Raw genomic sequence first — 20,875 nt, 5'->3', positions numbered from 1 at the left:
TTAAAGAATTCACCATAAAAAAACCCCGCTGCAATTGTTACAACGGGGTTTTCATATATTCAATTATATTTATTCGGTTAGTCCGGCCAACTTCAGGAAAAATGCATATTGAAGAGCTGTATCTCTATAAGGCTGGAATCGGCCCGAGGCCCCTCCATGGCCCGCATCCATATTGGTATGTAAAAGCAGCAGGTTATCATCTGTTTTCATCTCCCGTAATTTAGCTACCCATTTGGCCGGTTCAAAATACTGAACCTGCGAATCGTGTAGCCCGGTTGTAACCAGCAGGTTTGGATAGGCTTTTCTTTCTACATTATCATAAGGCGAATAGGAAAGCATATAATCGTAAGCTGCTTTTTCAGCAGGATTCCCCCACTCATCAAATTCGCCTGTGGTTAAAGGAATACTGGTATCCAGCATGGTAGTGATCACATCTACAAAGGGCACCGCAGCATGGACTCCCTTGTATAATTCCGGACGCATATTTACTACTGCTCCCATTAAAAGCCCTCCGGCACTGCCACCCTGCGCATATAAATTTTCGGGACTGGTATATTTTTGTTGGATAAGATATTCAGATACATCAATAAAATCTGTAAAAGAATTTTTCTTCTTCATCATTTTTCCGTCCTCATACCATTGGCGACCCATTTCCTGGCCCCCACGTATGTGTGCTATGGCATAAACAAACCCCCGGTCAAGCAAACTTAACCTGGTAGAAGAAAATGCGGGATTTGTACTGGAACCATAAGAGCCGTACGCGTACTGTAAGGTAGGATTTTGGCCGTCCAGTTTAATTCCTTTACGGTAAACCAGAGATACGGGAATCTTTGTGCCATCCTTGGCGGTGGCATAAATGCGTTTTGATTCGTAGTTTTTCTTATCGAAATCGCCCACTACTTCCTGCTCTTTTAATAAACTCTTTTCTTTCGTTTCCATATTAAAATCAAAAGTGGAGCTGGGGGTTGTAAGGGAGCTATAAGAATATCGCAAAACCTTACTGTCAAAATCGGGATTAATACTAATACCGGCGGTATAGGCTTCTTCACCAAAATCTACATAATAATCTGTTGCCGGATCATTCCACTTCTTAATTCGTAAATGGGTCAACGCATTCCTTCGTTCCTGTAAAACGAGGTAATCTTTAAAGATCTCCACATTTTCCAGGTAGGTATCTGCCCTATGCGGGATAACCTCGGTCCAATTTTCTTTCGAAGTCTTGGTTACAGGGGTTTTCATTAGTTTGAAATTGGTAGCTCCATCCTTATTTGTAAGAAGGTAGAAGCTATCACCAAAATGGTCCAGACTGTACTCAAGCCCTCGTTCCCGTGGTTGTATTACCTTAAATGTGCTATTTGGATTGGAGGCATCTATAAAACGATATTCCTGGGACAGGGTACTGCCGGAGCCAATAATAATATATTTCTGAGATTTTGTTTTAAATACGAATGTACTAAAGGTTTCATCTGCCTCGTGGTACACTTCCTTATCCTGGGATGCGGGAGTTCCCAGGGTATGGCTAAAGATCTTAAAAGACCGCAGCGAAGGGTCTTTCATGGTATAGAATACGGTCTTATTGTCATTGGCCCACACCGCCCCACCTGTGGTATTGGGAATTTGGTCTGCCAGGATTTCCCCGGTTTTTAGGTTTTTAAACCTTAAGGTATATTGGCGCCGGCTCACTGTATCTTCACCAAATGCCATCAAAAGATTATCCGGGCTCATACTCATTCCAGCGGGCGCATAATAACTTTTTCCTTCAGCCCGCTCGTTGGCATTAAGCATCACCTCTTCTGGTGCAGACATAACTTCTTTACGACGAACAAATACCGGGTATTCCTTACCAGCCTCATATCGGGTATAATAGAAATATCCATTTCTTTTATAGGGAACAGATTCATCTGTTTGTTTTATTCGTGCTACTATCTCATTGAAAAGTTCTTCCTGTAAGTCCCTGGTATCGGCCATCACTTCCTGGGTATAAGCATTTTCGGCTTTTAGATAATCAAGCACTTTAGGGTTTTCCCTTTCATTAAGCCAATAATAATTATCAATACGGGTGTCGCCATGAATAGAGAGCTCTTTTGGAATTTTACTGGCAACCGGTGGAGGTGTTATTGCCGGCGCATTGCTTAGAGAAGCCTGCTCTACCACAGGCGCGGTATCCGGATTGTTAGTGTTTTTGCTACCACTGCATCCTACTCCTGCAAGCAGGTAAAGTGACAAAAGTGTGGCCGTAGCTGTTGAGCGCGAAGTAATTTTTTTCATAATTTTCAAGTTGAGAGGTAAATCCCGAAGCGGGAAATTATATTCGTGGAACTAAAATTAAACAAAAAGTATTGATAATCAATAGCCGAAAGAAATGAGATAGAAATGAAAAACTTATTACCTCACTTTCTCCCGGTATATATCCACATTATTTTAAAAGGTTAGCTAAACAGCCCCAGGAATAATGGGGTGGGACTTTGATAATAACCGCCTAGTTCTTGAGTTTAATTCAACTGTATGATTTGGTTATACTGAAATATTTCTGCTGCCTGTAATTTTAGATTATTGGAACTTTTATGAATTTAGCAACATTCTCACTTTCCTATTTTAAGTAATTTGCCGGTACAATTAAACTTAAACTGAATCTTATGAAATGGCAGGGAAGAAGACAAAGCACCAACGTAGATGACCGCAGGGGGAAATCTACCGGTGGTAAAATTGCCGTGGGTGGCGGACTTATAGGTCTTATCTTCCTGGCAATACAATTATTTTCCGGAGGCGATGCAACAGAGATCCTTAACCAAATACAAACAGATCCCGGAAGTGCTACTGAAGAGCGTGAACTAACGGCGGAAGAAAAGGAACTTGGACAGTTTACAGCTACCGTTCTTGCAGATACTGAAGATGTTTGGAACAATATTTTTTCTCAGCACAATGCCACTTACCGTGAACCTGGAATGGTATTGTTTACAGATGCGGTAAGATCTGCTTGTGGTGGAGCATCCAGTGCCTCAGGACCGTTTTACTGCCCCGGCGATGAAAAGATCTATATGGACCTTGTTTTCTTTGAGGAACTGCGTACCCGCTTTGGGGCGGAGGGCGGTGATTTTGCTATCGCATACGTAATTGCCCATGAAGTTGGACACCATATTCAACATTTAATGGGTACTGCAGGAGAAGTGAGAAACAGGCAACAGCAATTAAGCCAGGGGGAAGCAAATCAATTATCTGTGGCTCTTGAACTTCAAGCCGATTTCTACGCGGGGGTTTGGGCCCACCACAACAGGCAGTACCTGGAAGATGGTGATATTAGGGAAGCTTTGAGTGCAGCCAGCGCTGTGGGCGACGATGCCATACAAAAACGCACCGCCGGCCGCGTAGTTCCCGATGCCTTTACACACGGTACTTCTGAACAACGTATGGAATGGTTCAAAAGAGGCTTTACCACCGGAGATATCTCACAGGGTGATACTTTTAGGGGAGTAAGGTAAAGTTGATTATGTTGTTGTGAGTTGTGGGTTGTGGGTTGTAGGTTGTGGGCCTGCCTGCCGCAGGCAGGTTGTAGGTTGAAAAAGTGATCTCGCCTTATTATGTTTGCCTTTTTTCCAGTTAAATTGTCCTCATTCCCGTCATCCTGAACTTGTTTCAGGATCTGATTGGATAGTAAATACAGAAAGTGGAATCACCTCTTTTTACCTCCTTTACGTCATCCTGAACTTGTTTAAGGATCTTTTTGGCCTCGATTCGGGGGGCAGCGGTTAAAAATTTCCACATCTCAAATTGACTACCGACTAACGTCTAACGACTAATGACTACCGACTAAAGACTAACAACTAATCACCAATTACTACTCCCCACCTTACACCGCAAAGAATGTTTCCAGTTCCTGCATGGTTTCATGGGTTGTTTGAATATCCTTCACTATCTCTCCTTTTTCCAATACTACGATCCTGTTGGAAATTTCAACCGTGTGCTGCAGGTCATGACTGGACACAAGGATGGTAGTTTCTTTAGTAGCAGCAATTTCCCTGATTATCTTTTTAAGCCTGAACTGGGTGGTGGGGTCAAGGTTTGCAAATGGTTCATCCAGGATCACTACCTGAGGTTCCCCAATTAAAGCCGCTACAATTCCCACTTTCTTCGAATTCCCTTTGGAAAGATCTCTAAGGTATTTTTTGCCATTGAGTACCTCCCCATTAAAAAACTCGGTAAAGCGTAATAAAAACTCATCTACTTCGGCCTTTTTTCTACCCCTAAGTTCGCCTATGAAATAAAAATATTCTTCAGGAGTAAGATATCCAATAAGGAAAGTTTCATCTATAAAGGCGGTTGTGAAGGGTTTCCATCCTTCATCACTGCTAATATGAATATTATTACTGGTGATCTTGCCGGTATCGGGTGAAATAAGGTCCAGCAGTAAGCTGAAAAAAGTGGTCTTTCCGGCTCCGTTATTTCCTACCAGGCCAAAACTCTCCCCTTTTGGGATTTCCAGATGGGCAATGTTGAGGACGGTAGTGCCTCCGTAAGTCTTTGTTAAATTTTCAACTTGTATCATATCAAACAGAGTTATGCTTTTTGGCTGTATGCTGCAATTGTTTTATATTTTTCGGTCTTATAGATCCTTTCTATCAACACAAATACCTTATTCTTAAATGCAAAGCCTATAATTCCGGCCCCTGCAACCATTAGATACCCGGCAATTGGTTCAAATAAATAATGTCCCAGCGCATAAAGCCCTAGTGGAAGAATGAGTTTTGGCAGGGTAAGCAGTAGTGTTTTGGAATTAAAAGCCTGTTTATTCCCCATTACATTCTTATTCTGGGTAAGGTCTATTGGGGTTCTTATATAAGCGCCCCCTAAAAGAACCAGGTGGGCGTTCACACCAATATTATATACCGCCCCTACCAGAATAGCCTGGTAAACTTCCCATCCAAAATACAGATAAAAACCAGCAATCATAGTAGTGATTATAGTCGTGATCACCATTAACCACCACTTGGAGTTGAGGTATTCCCGGTATTGTATATTCTGGCTCATCATTAAAGGATAATAAGAACTATCCCAACTTGGCACAAACTGCCCAAAGGTGAAAATAAAGCCACCGGTTACAAATATCCCTGCAAATATGCGCCATACAGGACCTTCATAAGCTTCTATACCACCCGTAAAAAACAATAATCCATAAAAAATAAACAGCACACTCATAATAATCGTGGTGCGTGAGCGCTTATTCCTTTTTATGAGTTTGATATCATTTTTAATAAAAGTACCCAATACTCCATAGCGGTTCAACCAGGTATAATGTTCGGTTTGGGCAGCTTTCTCTTTTACCTTCAGGCCTGCATCCAGATAGAGGTTTTTAAGAAAAAACCGGAAGGTTATCCATGATACAATAACTAATAATAATACAGGAACTATTACTACCCAAGGTGTAGTATACAAGGCACCAAATAATGGTTGAGTATATTGGGTTAGGTCAATAAGGCCATAATACGTAAAAAGTGCCAGCAAGACCAGTATCAATGCAACACTGTAAAGAACAAAACTCCTGTTATTACTAAGGATATTAAGAAAATTATTCAGGTAAACGACTGATAAGATCCCTATAAACCAGGCTGTCGCTCCCAGGGGATCATATCCTTCAACTATAAGAACAATAGTAAAAGGCAGAAGAAAAAATAAATGCAGAATATTGAATATGGAAACCATTGTTTTTCCCAGCGAATAACCTACAATACTTTTGCGGGAAATATTTTGAACCAGGAAAGGCCTAATGTTCATGACCGGCATTTTTTGCAGAAAATAACGAATCACCAGATCCAGAAGAAGGTAAAATATGATAAACCTATTCACGGTTTCCAAAGGTTCCATTTCCTGTTTCTTTAAGATATAAAACAGGCCTATTCCCAAACCGGTAAAAATCAAAATAAAATACAGCGCGGCCAGCACCATGATTATTTTTATAAACATATTGGCCCGGAAAGAAGCAGATCGTAAAAACGACTTCCATTCAAGACTAAAAAACTTTTTCAACATAAAGGTTCGATTGTACCAATGATTTATAGGTTTGTAGTAAAAGCCAACATTTTGTTACAAGACAATTATAGCAGGTTTAGGCAGGAAGCGATCCTATCCCGAAAAATCCCGTGTTCTTTAATAATTTATTTAACGTTTTATCGGCCTAAATCAACATTAACAAGGCTACTTTTACAAATGCCTGCACTTATAGGTTTATTGTAGAGATATTTACAATAGCATCTAATTTAATTGATAGGTTTACCAGGTATAATAGGGATGGAGCAGTTATTAGAACTTCTAGGGAAAAGAAAAACGCTAAAAATCCTTGCACATCATAATTTTTCAGCAGGAATAAAAGATTTAATACGCGAGGGGTATGTCGAGATTAAGGACGATGATTTTATCCTGACAGTAAAAGGGGAAAATGCAAGGAAAGAGGGAATTCCACCTGAAACTGAACCTGAGGATCTTACTCAATTGAAAAGAAACAACCTGAATAAAAGCATTACCGAACTCCCTCCTCCAAAATTTAAAAGAGGATCAACATCTATATTTATTTTGATCCTGGCATTTTTCATATTCCTCTTTAAATATTTACCGCTGGAAAAAATAAACTGGTCAAATTATAAATTAAAGTGGTGGAAAAACAGGGATTAAATCCCCAAGGCCATTTAAAACGATGTAACAACTCCCACAAACCTTAGCCTTTGTCGCTAATCTCTTTTAATGCCCTGTCATTTTTTAAGGATATCTTTCTCCCTTCAATATGAATAAGTTCTTCATTATGAAATTTGTGCAGAATTCGACTAATGCTTTCTCTGGTTATACCTGCAAGATCCGCAAGTTCCTGTCGTGAAAGGGGCAAATTAAAAGTATTGGAAATATAAATTTGTTTGGCAAAATATAACAATACATGAGCTACCCTACCCATATTTTGTTTTTGGGCAATATCTATAAGATAATGAAAGTTTTGAAGTTCACCCCTACCCATACTTTGAATAACTTCATAAGCAAAATTTCCATTTTCCTGTATTAAACTCGTAAATACATTGCTTTCAATAAAACATACCGCAGTGGGTTCCAAAGCCGTTGCTGAAAAATGATTGATCTTATCGCCAAATGTACTGTGTAAACATAGGTAGGAAGGAGCTTTTGAAATATTCATGATACGCTCTCTATTAGGACCCTGTGTATGAATTTTAACCAAACCAGATTTTATAAAAACTATACTGTTGGTGGGGGAATCCTGCCTTATTAGTACTTCTCCGGTCTGGAATATGGCCTGTGAACTATGCTCGTTCAATTTCTCCAGTTGACATTCATTTAGCCTATTTGCTGCCTCAGACTTATGATTACACAACTTGCAGTATGGCTTTAACATTTTTGAAGTTTTGGATTCCAAAAGATACTAAAAAAAAATACGCTTTGTGAGCCAGATCACATTAAATTGTGCACTGAAACACAGGCAAATATTTTACAATTTTCAGGTATTTGCGTAAATTTAATACTGTGAAAAAAGATCAATTACAAACAGGAAAAAAGCTTCCTGTAAAATTTGGGGTAAGTAAGTGATTGATTCACCGTTCTGAAATTTAGGGGTAGACTTCAGAAAACCAAAGCTAATGAACAGGTGGGGCTGTTCATTAGCTTCTTAGATTATGCTCTATAGATTTTAAAGTTGAAAATACGGGAATACCACCAGGTAATAAAAATTAGATCATTAATCAACCTCCCTGTTTAAATATTATTTTTAATTCAATCTTTCACCTTAAAACTCCTGGTTATGATCTATGGAATCCTTTTCTATGCAGGCGGCTTGTTTACTCTTGGATTGGCATTGAGTTACTGGTATTCCCTTTATAATTCAGTGTACGGTAAAAAGAAAATCCACCGGGATTAAATTAAAATTTCCAGCTTCCGCTACCCTTCATCTCCTTTTTCTTTAAATTTTCTCTCTTTTTGTTTTTCATCTAACATAAAAACACCGGTTTTTATTTTCCAGATGGGTTTCACAAACTCACTGGTGATAATTGTTTTAACAAAACATTAATAAACGTTTAATTAATTGGGATTCAAGAGATTGGCGTTAAATTTCTTTCCCTAATGTTTTTACTTACAAGGCTTATGGTTCTATTGGTTTATATTTAGCAATTATATTGGCAGCTATTGAAAAACTATCACCAGGGTTTTCTTAAAGGAAATTTCAAATTTTCTGAGGAATTTAAAATTTCAACAGGTAGGGTTAAAAATATGAGTTTATGAAACCAATCGTTCCAGCTTCATCAGGTCCGGGTAACGCCAAGGTTCCCTTACAACAGCCCGTACCCGATTATAAAAAATTAGTCCTGGAATCTCCTGTTGCTTTTTATACCTGTGATAAGAATGGTTATATTACTTTTTTCAATGAGGCGGCCCGGAAACTTTGGGGCCGTGATCCAGATGTAAAAAGGGAGCTGTGGAGTGGTGCCTGGAAATTGTTCTATCCTGATGGCACACCAATGCCGCCGGAAAAAAGTCCAATGGCCCTAACTGTGCAAAATGGAATTACTGTAGAGAATCAGTCTATCATGATCCAATGCCCGGATAGTACTTTTAAAAATCTACTCCTTTTTTCAAAACCTTTATTTAATGAAAATCAAAATCTCACCGGTGCTCATTCTATCCTTATAGATATAAGTGGCCAGGTTGTCAATGAAATAAAACAAACAACGCTTTCGGCAATTGTAGAATCCTCTGATGATGCTATAATAAGCAAAGACCTGAGGGGAAAAATCACCAGCTGGAACAAGGGAGCTGAAATGATCTTTGGGTTCACTGAAAAGGAAACCCTGGGAAAATCAATCACCATGCTCATCCCGATGGAACGGCTCAAAGAAGAAAAACAGGCAATGCTTTCTGCAATTGTAAATTCATCAGAAGATGCCATAATAAGTAAGGACCTTACGGGAAAAATCACCAGTTGGAATAAAGGAGCTGAAATAATCTTTGGCTTCACTGAAAAGGAAACCCTTGGAAAATCTATTACCATACTTATTCCGAAGGATAGGCTCAAGGAAGAAAAGCACATTATTGACAATATTAAAAAGGGGAAAAAGGTTGATCATTTTGAAACAGTAAGAAAGACGAAAGACGGGAGATTAATTCCCCTTTCCATTACCGTCTCCCCCGTAAAGGATTTTTTGGGCAATATTGTAGGTGCGTCAAAGGTGGCCCGGGATATTAGCGCCAGGATACAGGCTGAAGCCGAAATTAATCAACATAACAGCAATCTTGAGATCCTTAATTCAATAGGAAAAAGTATTTCTGAGAATCTTGATGTGCAGGGTGTCCTGCAAAGGGTTACAGATGCTACTACCAAATTAACAGGAGCTTCCTATGGAGCCTTCTTTTACAATGATTACCAGGAAAATGGTGAATCCTTTAAATTGTACACCCTCTCCGGTGCGGCCAGAGAATCATTTGAAAAACTTGGGATGCCAAGACATACCGCCCTCTTTGCACCCACTTTTGCTGATAAAGAAGTGGTTAGGATAGATGACATTTTGCTGGATCCCCGATACGGAAAGAATTTTCCCCAGGCCGGAATGCCTGCAGCCCACTTACCGGTACGCAGTTACCTTGCGGTACCCGTAGTATCAAAAACCGGAGAAGTAATTGGAGGTCTTTTGTTCGGACATCCGGAGCCCGGAATTTTTACCGCAAGTCACGAAGATATTGTTATTAATATTGCAGCACAGGCAGCTGTTTCCCTGGATAATTCTAAATTATTTGAGCAGGTTAAAAACCTAAGCGATAGAAAAGACGAATTTATAGCACTTGCCAGCCATGAGCTTAAAACACCGCTCACCACTATTAAAGGTTATTTACAGGTTTTGGCTAAAAAGGAAAAAGACAGCCTGAGCGAGCTCTTTATATCCAAATCTCTAAACCAGGTAAATAAACTTAATAATCTTGTAGATGACCTGCTGAATATGTCACGAATTGAGGCGGGGAAAATGGAATTTAATCTGGAAGTATTTGACCTTAGCGAGTTATTGCGTGAGATCGCTGAAACATTTTTGTATTCTCACACCTCTCACAGTGTCCTATTGAAAATAGATGATTATCCCGTAATGGTAAATTGTGATCGCCCAAGGATAGAGCAGGCGATCATCAATCTCCTGTCCAATGCCATTAAATATAGCCCCGGCGCAGAAAAGGTTTATATGGGACTTAATATACAGGATAGATTTGCCAGTGTATATATACGCGATGAAGGTACCGGCTTAACCCGCGAACAGCAAAGGCAACTGTTTACCCGTTTCTACCGGGCTGAAAATACAAAAGGTATAAGTGGCCTTGGTTTAGGCTTATATCTTACAAGGCAAATAATAGAAAATCATAATGGTGAGGTGGGAGTAAAAAGCAAATATGGTGAGGGATCGGAGTTCTTTTTTACGCTTCCCCTTGAGGAAAACTTAAATACCTCCACCCCCCGAAAATAAGTTCTTAATCTGTTTTTAATGTTTAACAAAAGATTTTAAAATATTCATAACATACTTTTCTATTTTAGCGGAATGAAAGAGATTTTTATAGTTGAAGATGATCAGGATATACGGGAGTTGATAGAGCTCCTGTTAAGCGATGCTTATACAGTGCGCTCGTTTCCCAATGCTGAAAGATTTAAGAACAGCATTGCTACGGGGCGGCCGGATCTTATCCTCATGGACATCATGTTACCTGATGGTAATGGTCAGGAAATGTGTAAAAAGCTGGCTCAAAATAAAGAAACCAATGAAATTCCGGTAATATTAATGTCGGCTCACACAGATATTGTAGATGAGACGGCCTGTGATTTCATAGCAAAACCCTTTGATGTAGATGACCTCCTTTTGCGCATTGAAAAACATATCAACGCTTAGTTAAATTTAAGATCTCTATTCTCCCCATCCCTCACTATTTCCTTCCATAATTAATAGTTTAGAATATCCGGAACTATTCCTACAATCGCAAAAATCACGGCAATGAAAATAAATGCCAGGATAAGGGCAATTAGGATTTTCACCAGAATATTAAAGCCATGGGTGGCCTTGCGGTAATTCTCAAAAAAAACATTCATTGCATTCATGACTCAACGTATTAGGGTTACTGGATCGTATTATAAGCGGATTTCAGAAATTAGAAAATTCCCGCTCCCGTAATTGAAGAGGAAACAAATTTCAGGGAAGATAAATAACCGGGAAAGGCATATTTCCTATGAGCATTCCGGTTGTTAGAATTTTTAAGTAATTTTATATCATCCCTTTTAATTTAAGTTCTTCAAACGATTACCCCTTAATTTACTTTTTATAATCATTTAAATCAATTGGGGAAAACCAGTATTTTTCCCACGGTATTTTTCTTAGAAATTGTCCAAACCAGTTTCATTTTTAAGCTTGTTAAGCAGTAATTTTTCACCCCACGGGCCCAATAAATTTGTAACTTAGGTTTATGAACCATCCTCACAAAATTATCATTGCCGGGGCAGGCGGGATCGCCCGGGCTGCCGGATTAATCCTAATGGAATGGAGCAAGGTCCCTCCCAGCCTTTATATTGGAAACCGAACGCTTTCCAGGGCCAGAGATGTCGCCAACTGGATACAGGAGGGCACCTCTAAAAAATGTGAAGTCCAAAGTTTTTCCCTGTCACCCGGGGAGGTGACCACAGAAATGGAGGAAATCTTCCAAAAGTCGGATATTATCCTGGACTGCCTTCCGGGAGGGCTTGCTCCTGAAATTGCAGCTATGGCCCTGGATTATAACCTGCACTATGTCAACCTCACAGAATATGTGAGCGAAACAAATGAGATCATTGAAATGGCAAAAAATGCCCAAACAGGATTTGCTTTGCAAACCGGGCTGGCTCCGGGGTATATAAACATACTTGCCCACAGTCTTTACCGGGACTTTTGCAAAGATTTTGATGTGGAAGTAGCAGGTAAACTGGAATTTAAGGTGGGCGCATTAACGCGGCATGCGGTAGCTCCACATTTTTACGGCTTCACCTGGAGCCCCGTGGGAGTAGCTACCGAATATTTAAATGATGCGGTGGTAATTAGAAATTTCAGAAAAACAAAACTTCCCGCGCTCTCTGAAAGGGCGATTATTATAATTGATGGAATAACCTATGAAGAGGATCTCACCTCCGGCGGGGCAGCAGATCTTCCGGATGCTTTAGAAGGGAAAGTAAATACACTGGATTATAAGACCCTGCGACATCCGGGACATTATTCCTGGGTAGATGAGCAAATTAAGAAATCCGGCAACGAAAAAGCTGCTGTAAAGTCACTACAGGAAAAAATGCAGGAGGTGATCCCAAACATTGAAGATGACCAAATAGTGCTTTACGCTGCTGTGGAAGGAAAAGACGCCCAGGGAATCCTGAGAAGACGGGAAATCTCCAAACGCATTCTACCACAGTATGTTGGAAAACATCTTTTAAGGGCAATCCAAACTACCACGGCAGTCCCCATGCTGCAAACTGCTCAAATGCTTTTGGAAGAAGGGAGGAAAGGAATAATTCTGCAAAGTGAGATAGATCCTGTAAAATTCCTTGAAGGAAATTTTATAAAAAGAGTTTACGGAGGAAATAAATAACCTCCTTCTTTCAATAAATTGTTTGCACTAAATTATTAGAATTACGCCTTAATTATTTATGTATTTCTTTTAAAAGATTTAATAAGCCTTTCGATTTTTTACAATTTTTTTCACTAAATTTAAAGAAGATCTTCCCAACGATTTCCCATTGTAACCCCCCCCCCGCTCTATACTAATTTCTAATTCAGGAACTCATGAAAAGGGGAATACTTTCCTTGCCCTTCACACGGCATTTTTGGAATTTCAGTAGTTATTTTTTTGTGGTTTGTGTCCTGTTGCTCTTGGGTTTTATTATTTGGATAGAAAAAGAATGTGGCCTTATTTCCTATATGTGGGAGGCGATAAGAAAGGGTTAAACCATCCTTCATCTAAAACCATTGTGAGAAAAGTCTTTTATTTATCTCTTTCCAATATTCCCGGTTCAAAAAGAATAAAAGAAACCCTGTTCCTTTCTCTTAAAAAGAATTTCTTCTGATGGCAGGACCTATTATTTTACGGAATTTTCCAATTTGAATTTATATATTCTTTCAGAAAGATTTAACTCTCTGTTGCGTAAGCCTTTATTATGATTCTATAATTTTAGTCTTATGAAAAATATATTATTTATTCTTTTGCTGGTTTCAGCCGCTTGTGATTTCCCAAAAGATGCTGAAGGCTCCTGGGTGGATGCTCAAAATAATTATTTGAAAGTAGGAGTTTCTATCAATCCCCCTTTCACAATTTCTGAAAGAGACAGTTTAAAGGGTATGGAAATAGACCTTCTTAAAAAGTTTGCCGGGAAAGAAAATTTGAAAATAAGGTTCTTTGAGGGTTCAGAAAGTGAACTAATTAAAAAGCTTGAAAATTATGAATTGCATGTGATCGCCGGAGGCTTCGATAAAAAGACGCTGTGGAAGCAGAAAGCCGGCACTACTTCTCCTTATGATAAAGAACATGTTTTTCTAATAGCCAAAGGTGAAAATCAACTCCTTAAAAAGCTTGAAACCCATATTTTTCAAAATTCCAATAAGTAATGAAAAGCCTTCATGACCATGATCTCCCGGGGCGCTTACAAAAAAGCCTTAAAAAAGCGCTGAAGATGGAATGGATCACCGTATTCTATTTAATCTCTGTAGTGATCTTAATGTACCTGGTTATGGGTTCTTCCCAGGCGATGAAAACAGCATGGCTGGAAGATTTGCTTAGTCTTGTGCCTTCCATTGCTTTTATTATTGCCAATAAGGTAAATAAGAAAAAACCCAACCATAAATTCCCGTATGGTTATCACCGCGTATTTTCTATAACTTTTTTAACCGGGGCAGTTGCCTTACTGGCTATGGGGATATTCCTTGTTTACGATTCTTCCATGGCACTAATCAAAGCCGAACATCCAACAATTGGTAATAAAATGTTTTTTGGATATCAGGTATGGATGGGGTGGATTATGATCCTTGCTTTATTGTATAGTGCTATCCCGGCTATGATCCTGGGGTTTAAAAAACTTCCTATTGCTAAAAAACTACACAATAAATTACTTTACACCGATGCAAGCGGTCAAAAAGCCGATTATATGACCGCCTTTGCAGCAATAGTGGGAATTTTAGGGGTGGGTGCAGGTTTCTGGTGGGCAGATGCCGCGGCTGCGCTTGTTATTTCATTTTCAATTTTACACGATGGATATCAACATGTAACGGCATCAATACAGGATCTTATGGACCGTTATCCTCGCACTACAGATAACAAAAAAGAGGACCATCGCATTGCTGAAGTAAAAGATATTGTAAAGTCCTGGGATTGGGTAAAAGATGCCAAGGTAAGGTTCCGGGAGCATGGCCAGGTCTACCTGGGTGAAATTGCAGTTGTACCACATACAGAAGCCACCCTGGACAACCTCGATCAAGGTTATGAGATACTCCGGAACTATCATTGGAAGATCCACGATTTTAGCATAGCCCCGGTAAAAGAGTTACCAAAATGGGAGTAATTTTAAAAAATAAACAGGCTTAATATTCATTGGCCAGTTGGATCCAAACCGGTGCGTGGTCACTTGTCTTATCCCATCCCCTAACCTCTTTATCTACCCCGCCCGAAATAAGATAATCTTTCAATTGGGGACTCAATAAAAAATGGTCTATTCTAAGTCCCGCATCCCGCGCATAAGCATTGCGAAAATAATCCCAGAAGGTATAAATTTTCTCTGTGGGGTATAATTTCCTTATAGCATCTGTCCACCCCTGGTCTACAAGAATTTTAAAAGCAGTACGCACTTCCTGCCTAAATAATGCATCCTTAACCCAGCTTTCGGGTTTATAGACATCCAGCTCTGTTGGGATCACATTAAAATCTCCGGCCAAAATTACTGGCGTGCCAAGTTCCAGCAATTCATTTGCCCTTATGGAAAAACGATCTAACCAGCGTAATTTATAATCGAATTTAGGTCCCGGTGCGGGATTACCGTTGGGTACATATAAACAGGCTATGAGCAGGTCTTCTACCAGGACTTCCAAATACCTGCTTTGGTAATCATCACTTTCACCGGGCAGATTTCGGGAAACTTCATTTATTTCAAGATCGCGGGAGAGAATGGCCACCCCATTCCATTGCTTTTGGCCATGCCATATAGATTTATAACCGGCCCCGGCAATAGCTTTTTCCGGAAATTTTTTATTGGGGGCTTTTAATTCCTGTAAACATACCACATCCGGCTTCGCCAGTTCCAGCCATCGCAGTAGTACGGGTAACCTGCCATTCACCCCATTAACATTATACGTTGCAATTTTCATTTAAACATACTTTTAATCAAGTTAGGAATATTTCGTCAATTCAGGAATCTCAGGATTATTCCTGAACATGCGCTTCCAACATTAATTTCCGGAGCACCTTACTATAAGGAAGAATGTTTTTTGATCATATATGATAAAGATCAGGATGCAGTTGAAGATTTTTATAAAGTTATTTCTTAAATTTAAGACATTGAACTTCTTAGGATTAAGCAATGGCAATTTTCAACCACTTCTTCTCTCTCATTTGCTTCCGGGATTTCACTGTTACTATCCTCTTCAACCTAAAAATCCAATTTGATGAAAATTTACGACGACAAACACATAAAAAATGTAGTCTTTGTAGGCGCTCATAACAGCGGCAAAACTACCCTGGCCGAAACCATGCTTTTTGAAGCCGGCTTTATTAACCGCCGCGGCACTGTGGAAGCCAGGAACACGGTATCAGATTATCACGAAATAGAACATGAGAAGGGGAATTCAGTTTTTGCTACCCCATTGCATACCGAATGGCGCAATTATAAGATCAATATAATTGATACTCCGGGCCTCGATGATTTTATTGGCGAAGTGATCTCCTCCATCAAGGTGGCAGATACGGTTGTAACCGTTCTCAACGGCCAATATGGCGTAGAGGTGGGCACCGAGATAATCTGGAATTATATTGATAAATTTCATAAACCCACCCTGTTTGTTATAAACCAGATAGATCACCCCAACCTTAATTATGAAGAAAGCTTCAAAACCATTAAGGGACTGGTGGGAAATAATGCTGTAAAGATCCAGTATCCGCTGCGGGTGGATGGAGCCCAATGTATTATTGATGTGTTGAAGATGAAAATGTATAAATTTTCTGCGGAAGGAGGAAAACCTGAAAAACTTGAAATTCCCGACAATCAAAAAGAGTTAGCTGAAAATCTGCACAACGAGCTGGTTGAGAAGGCAGCTGAAAATGATGAGGAATTGATGGAATTGTACTTTGAAAAAGGAAGCCTCAATGAAGATGAATTGCGAAAAGGAATAAAAGCAGGCATGCTCAATCATGACCTTTTCCCCATATTTTGTGTTTCAGCGCTGGGAGATATGGGCACGGGCAGGCTTATGGGTTTTATTGATAATGTGGCCCCCGCTGCGGGAGATTTAAATGCTGAACAAAGTGTAGAGGGTAAAGAAATACCTGCTAAAAAAGAAGGATCCCCTATTCTATTTGTGTTCAAGACCGTACACCAGCCAAACCTGGGAAAACTTACTTTTTTCAAGGTAATGAGTGGGGAGGTAAAAATAAATGATAAGCTCACAAACCCCCGTAATGGAGAGACAGAAACTTTCAACCAGCTCTTTATAATGGATGGTAAAGAACGGAATCCCGTTAACCGACTAAATGTAGGAGATATTGGGGCAACCCTTAAATTAAAACATACCGAAACGAATGACAGCCTGGTAGCTGAGGGTATAGACCTTGCAATAAAACCTATTCAATATCCCCAACCTAGGGTACGCAGGGCAGTGTTTGCGGTGAACACCAAAGATGAAGAAAAGCTTAGTGAATCGCTCAGGAAGATCCATGGCCAGGATCCCACCGTTGTTATTTCTTTTTCCAATGAAACCCGGGAATTAATAATTTCCTGCCAGGGGGAACTGCACCTGGCAACCATAGACTGGACATTAAAGAATATTTATGGCGTGGAGGCCCGCTTTGAAAAACCAAAGATCTCCTTCAGGGAAACAATCCAGCGTTCTTCGGCCGCAAATTACAGGCACAAAAAACAATCGGGAGGCTCTGGGCAGTTCGCCCAGGTAAACATGAAAATTGAACCCTGGATAGAGGGAATGGGAGAACCAGAAGGTTTTAATATACGAGGGAAGGAAGAGGTAGACCTGCCCTGGGATGGTAAACTTGTTTTTTACAATTGTATAGTAGGAGGGGTTATAGACCAACGCTATCTTCCTTCAATTATGAAAGGTATTCTTGAAGTAATGGAAAAAGGACCGTTAACAGGATCCTTTATCAGAGACGTAAGGGTAATGGTTTATGACGGAAAAATGCACCCTGTAGATTCCAATGATATCTCCTTCAAGATAGCCGGTGCTCACGCCTTCCGGGAAGCATTTCTGAATGCAAATCCCAAATTGCTGGAACCCACTATGGAGCTAATAGTTACAGTGCCGGAGGAAATGGTGGGAAATGTCATGACAGAGCTTCAAACCCGAAGGTCCATTATTCAGGGAATAGACAGTTCCAAGAAATATCAGGTTTTAAAATGTATAGCCCCGGAATCTGAATTATTTGGTTTTTCAACTGAATTAAGGTCTTTGACCAAAGGCAGAGCCACTTATAAATCGGAATTTTCGGCCTATCAACCCGTGCCCCCGAATGTTCAAAAAGGACTGGTGCAGGAAGGAGCCTATACCTAGATTTCAAGACACACTAATTTTACAATATGCCTATAGAAAGAATCTTTCCGTAGGCATATTTTTTAATTTGAAAAAACGTGCAGGGAGCCGTAAATACTTAAATTTTATGAAACCCGGTTATAATTATAAGTTTTTAAATACCTACATTGCGCCACCCTAGATTGCTTATTATGTCAATTTTATCCCCCACCCTACATTTTCCCTCACCTTATATAAACCTGTTTTTTCTTTTCCAGATCTAATTGGATTCCTTAAATAAATACAGTCAACTAAAGGAGGTTAAACGCTTACAAGAGCTACTTTCCTATAATATCCTTGATACGCCCTATGAACAGGATTTTGACGGATTGGTGGAGTTGATCTCCATAATTTGTGATTCTCCCGTTGCTATTATTTCTCTTATAGATGCAGAGCGCCAATGGTATAAGGCAAAAAAAGGCGTGGAAAACAGAGAGGTACCGGTGCAGGAAACATTTTGCCGCCACACCCTTCTCCAGGATGAGATCCTGGAAATTCAGGACGCCAGACTGGATGAAAGGGTAAAAGACAATCCTCACGTAACGGCTGAAAATGGCATACGGTTTTATGCCGGTATTCCCATAAAGACTGCTGCAGGATATAATATTGGGACGGTGTGTGTGGTTGATACCAAACCCAAACAACTCTCAGAAAATCAGAAAAAAGCGCTTCGCTTATTAACAGAGCAGGCTTTAATGTTACTGGAAGCAAGGAAAAAGAACAACTCCCTGGGAAATGAGGTAGACAGTTATTTAAGAAGCAAAATTAAAGAAACGGAGCAGCAACTTATTCAGAAAGAAAATGAGTATAAAAGGCTTCTGAAAGCCATAAAAAGATCCAGCGGGGTAATAGAATTTTCGCCTGATGGAAGGATCAAAAAGGTCAATCAATATTTCCTGGAAACTCTGGGGTACAAAAAAGAAGAATTAATTGGAAAGCACCACCGTATCCTTCTGGATGAGGAATCAAAAAAGGTAAATAAGGCTTTTTGGGAAGAACTGTGCGCAGGCAGTTTTAAAAGGGGGAGGTTGAGAAGATTACATAAGGATGGATCTGAAGTTTGGATACAGGCCACCTATAACCCTGTTATGGATAGTTTCAATAAAATTATCAAGGTAATAAAAATAGGCCAGGACATTACCCGGGAATTTCGCGAAGAAAAAGCTATAAAAAAAGCAAAAGACACTGCAGAGGCTCTTAATGTTCAAAAAGATAATTTCATTGCCAATGTAAGCCATGAATTAAGAACTCCAATTCATGCGATTCTGGGATTTACCGAATTGTTACTTGAGGAGGAAATAAACCCGGTTAAAAAAAATTACCTTAAATCTGTAAAAACAGCAGGTGATAATCTTTTGTTCATTATTAACGATATTCTGGACCTTTCAAAGATCGAGGCCGGGATAATACAAATGGAATCTGAAGTGTTTTCCCTTAAACAGGTAATAGAAAACGTTTTCTCTATACTTCATTTAAAAGCGCATCAAAAAAAGATCTTATTTCAGTTTCATATCCAGGAGGATCTCAACCTCAATTTACGGGGAGATAAGAACAGGCTTACCCAAATTCTTTTGAATATTCTTGGAAATGCGATAAAATTTACTGCAGTAGGGAGAGTTGAATTATTTGTTTCCTCACAAAAGATCTCTGCGGAAAATTCGCTAATTGAGTTTAAAGTATTGGATACCGGGATTGGAATAGCCCCTGAAAAACTGAATGTAATTTTTGAAAGGTTCTCTCAGGCCGAAGATACCACCTCCAGGCAATTTGGAGGCACCGGTTTAGGCCTCAATATTTCAAAACAACTTATTGAAAAACAACAGGGAAGTATACTGGTGGAGAGTGAAACCGGGAAAGGAAGCGTGTTTACTTTTTCCATACCTTTTGCCATTGGGAATGCTCTTCCCGGAGAGAACTCAAATCAATATAAAATTGCCCAAAAATTAAGCGGCACAAAGATCCTCTTGTGCGAGGATAATGAGCTTAATCAATGCCTGGCAAAAGCTATTCTTAATGAATCAGGATGCAGTGTTGACCTTGCCGAAAACGGGCAAAAAGGATTAGAGTTTTTAAAAGATCGTACGTACGATCTTATTTTGATGGATATACAAATGCCTGTATTAGATGGCTATCAAACAACTTCAATTATTAGGAAAGATCTTAAATTAAAAACCCCCATTCTTGCCCTTACTGCTAACTTTTTAATTAGTGAGCGACAAAAATGCCTGGAGGAAGGAATGACAGATTATCTTCCTAAACCTTTTACCAAAGAGGAATTGATAATCAAAATCGAACACATACTTTCTCTTTATAAACATAAAATTACCTCGCCCAAATTGGAAAATGTTAATGAGAAGGGTGTGGTGGACCTCCAGGTACTACGGGAACTTTCCGGCGGAGATCTTGAATTTGAGAAAGAAATGATTGCTCTTTTTAAAGCTCAGGCCGCAAGCCTTATTCTGGAAATGGAATTAGATGTTAACTCTCATAATTATGCCCGGGTAAGAACAAACGCTCATAAACTCAAAACATCTTTTGGGATGATTGGGGCAGACCTTTTATTTTTAAATACCCTGGAGACTATTCCTGTAAAGGATCCTGTAGAAAAAAATATTCGCCAAACTTTGCGGCAGTTGCAGGAACAACTGCAAAAAATCATGGACATTCTGAAAAATTAAAAATTATTTAAGCCCCTACTTATGAATATTCTACTGGTTGAAGATGATGAAATGTTATTAAAATCTCTCACGTTCTTTTTAAGGTCAAATACCCATATTGTAATTCCTTTTAACAATGGCCTGGATGCCATTTCCTATATTGAAACCCATGTCAGGGACCTGGACCTTGTGATCACAGACCTTAACCTTCCCTTTGCAGGAGGGCAGCAGGTAATACATACCACCCGTCAAATTGCAGATGCACATCTTCCTATTATGGTTCTCACCTCCTCTGGGGTAGAATCTACAGAAATTGAGGTATTTGACCTGGGGGCCGATGAGTTTATTTCCAAACCCTTTAGTCCAAATGTGCTTTTAAAAAGGATTGAAAAATTAAAGAGATAA

The 20,875-nt window shown here is 39.6% G+C and carries 16 protein-coding genes; 10 read left to right on the top strand and 6 right to left on the bottom strand.

The annotated features are described in order from the left end of the window. Positions 1-69 precede the first annotated feature (69 nt). Entirely contained in the window at positions 70-2,268 is a 2,199-nt protein-coding gene (locus FK178_RS02490; RefSeq protein WP_146830670.1) for a S9 family peptidase, read from the bottom strand. Positions 2,269-2,636: 368 nt separating this feature from the next. Here FK178_RS02490 and ypfJ point away from each other — a divergent pair, with 368 nt between their 5' ends. Further along, a complete protein-coding gene (ypfJ, locus tag FK178_RS02485; protein ID WP_146830668.1) occupies positions 2,637-3,479 on the top strand; it encodes a KPN_02809 family neutral zinc metallopeptidase in 843 nt (280 codons plus the stop codon). 368 nt (positions 3,480-3,847) lie between these two features. Here the strand turns inward: ypfJ and FK178_RS02480 are convergent, their stop codons facing one another. Beyond that, the gene (locus FK178_RS02480) at positions 3,848-4,543 is read right to left on the bottom strand and encodes an ABC transporter ATP-binding protein (protein WP_146830666.1); all 696 of its coding nucleotides are present in this window, start codon (positions 4,541-4,543) and stop codon (positions 3,848-3,850) included. An 11-nt stretch (positions 4,544-4,554) separates the two neighbouring features. Further along, a complete protein-coding gene (locus FK178_RS02475; protein WP_146830663.1) occupies positions 4,555-6,024 on the bottom strand; it encodes a DUF5687 family protein in 1,470 nt (489 codons plus the stop codon). 258 nt (positions 6,025-6,282) lie between these two features. Here FK178_RS02475 and FK178_RS02470 point away from each other — a divergent pair, with 258 nt between their 5' ends. Further along, a complete protein-coding gene (locus FK178_RS02470; protein WP_146830661.1) occupies positions 6,283-6,663 on the top strand; it encodes a hypothetical protein in 381 nt (126 codons plus the stop codon). 43 nt (positions 6,664-6,706) lie between these two features. Here FK178_RS02470 and FK178_RS02465 read toward each other — a convergent pair whose 3' ends face one another. Further along, a complete protein-coding gene (locus FK178_RS02465) occupies positions 6,707-7,309 on the bottom strand; it encodes a Crp/Fnr family transcriptional regulator (protein ID WP_168194546.1) in 603 nt (200 codons plus the stop codon). Between the two features lie 955 nt (positions 7,310-8,264). Here FK178_RS02465 and FK178_RS02460 point away from each other — a divergent pair. Beyond that, complete coding sequence (locus FK178_RS02460) at positions 8,265-10,490, top strand: sensor histidine kinase (protein ID WP_205677204.1); 2,226 nt, start codon at positions 8,265-8,267, stop codon at positions 10,488-10,490. A gap of 72 nt (positions 10,491-10,562) precedes the next feature. Then, on the top strand, positions 10,563-10,907 hold the full coding sequence (locus tag FK178_RS02455; RefSeq protein WP_146830656.1) for a response regulator transcription factor: 345 nt from the start codon (positions 10,563-10,565) through the stop codon (positions 10,905-10,907). A 50-nt stretch (positions 10,908-10,957) separates the two neighbouring features. On the opposite strand, the gene FK178_RS15415 is transcribed toward FK178_RS02455, so the two are convergent. After that, a complete protein-coding gene (locus FK178_RS15415; protein WP_168194545.1) occupies positions 10,958-11,113 on the bottom strand; it encodes a hypothetical protein in 156 nt (51 codons plus the stop codon). A gap of 362 nt (positions 11,114-11,475) precedes the next feature. On the opposite strand from FK178_RS15415, the gene FK178_RS02450 reads away from it, so the two are divergent. The 3 genes from FK178_RS02450 to FK178_RS02440 all read left to right on the top strand — a co-directional run bounded on the left by FK178_RS02450 (position 11,476) and on the right by FK178_RS02440 (position 14,584). Then, positions 11,476-12,621: a saccharopine dehydrogenase family protein gene (locus FK178_RS02450; protein WP_146830654.1), complete on the top strand. Its 1,146-nt coding sequence runs from the start codon at positions 11,476-11,478 to the stop codon at positions 12,619-12,621. A 587-nt stretch (positions 12,622-13,208) separates the two neighbouring features. Beyond that, entirely contained in the window at positions 13,209-13,634 is a 426-nt protein-coding gene (locus FK178_RS02445; protein ID WP_146830651.1) for a transporter substrate-binding domain-containing protein, read from the top strand. After that, positions 13,634-14,584 (top strand): cation diffusion facilitator family transporter, encoded by a 951-nt coding sequence (locus FK178_RS02440; RefSeq protein ID WP_146830649.1) that lies wholly within the window; start codon positions 13,634-13,636, stop codon positions 14,582-14,584. The genes FK178_RS02445 and FK178_RS02440 overlap by 1 nt, the downstream gene beginning before the upstream one ends. Positions 14,585-14,603: 19 nt before the next feature. On the opposite strand, the gene xth is transcribed toward FK178_RS02440, so the two are convergent. Further along, complete coding sequence (gene xth, locus FK178_RS02435) at positions 14,604-15,383, bottom strand: exodeoxyribonuclease III (RefSeq protein ID WP_146830647.1); 780 nt, start codon at positions 15,381-15,383, stop codon at positions 14,604-14,606. A 297-nt stretch (positions 15,384-15,680) separates the two neighbouring features. On the opposite strand from xth, the gene FK178_RS02430 reads away from it, so the two are divergent. The 3 genes from FK178_RS02430 (at position 15,681) to FK178_RS02420 (ending at position 20,875) form a co-directional block, all read left to right on the top strand. Next, positions 15,681-17,795: an elongation factor G gene (locus FK178_RS02430; protein WP_146830645.1), complete on the top strand. Its 2,115-nt coding sequence runs from the start codon at positions 15,681-15,683 to the stop codon at positions 17,793-17,795. 242 nt (positions 17,796-18,037) lie between these two features. Further along, positions 18,038-20,491 (top strand): ATP-binding protein, encoded by a 2,454-nt coding sequence (locus FK178_RS02425; RefSeq protein ID WP_146830643.1) that lies wholly within the window; start codon positions 18,038-18,040, stop codon positions 20,489-20,491. Between the two features lie 21 nt (positions 20,492-20,512). Continuing rightward, complete coding sequence (locus FK178_RS02420) at positions 20,513-20,875, top strand: response regulator transcription factor (protein ID WP_146830641.1); 363 nt, start codon at positions 20,513-20,515, stop codon at positions 20,873-20,875.

The sequence above is a fragment of the Antarcticibacterium arcticum genome, from assembly GCF_007993795.1.
Taxonomy (GTDB): Bacteria; Bacteroidota; Bacteroidia; order Flavobacteriales; family Flavobacteriaceae; genus Gillisia; species Gillisia arctica.
Note: the sequence above shows the minus strand (reverse complement) of the source record. Positions and strands in the feature narration are given on the sequence as shown.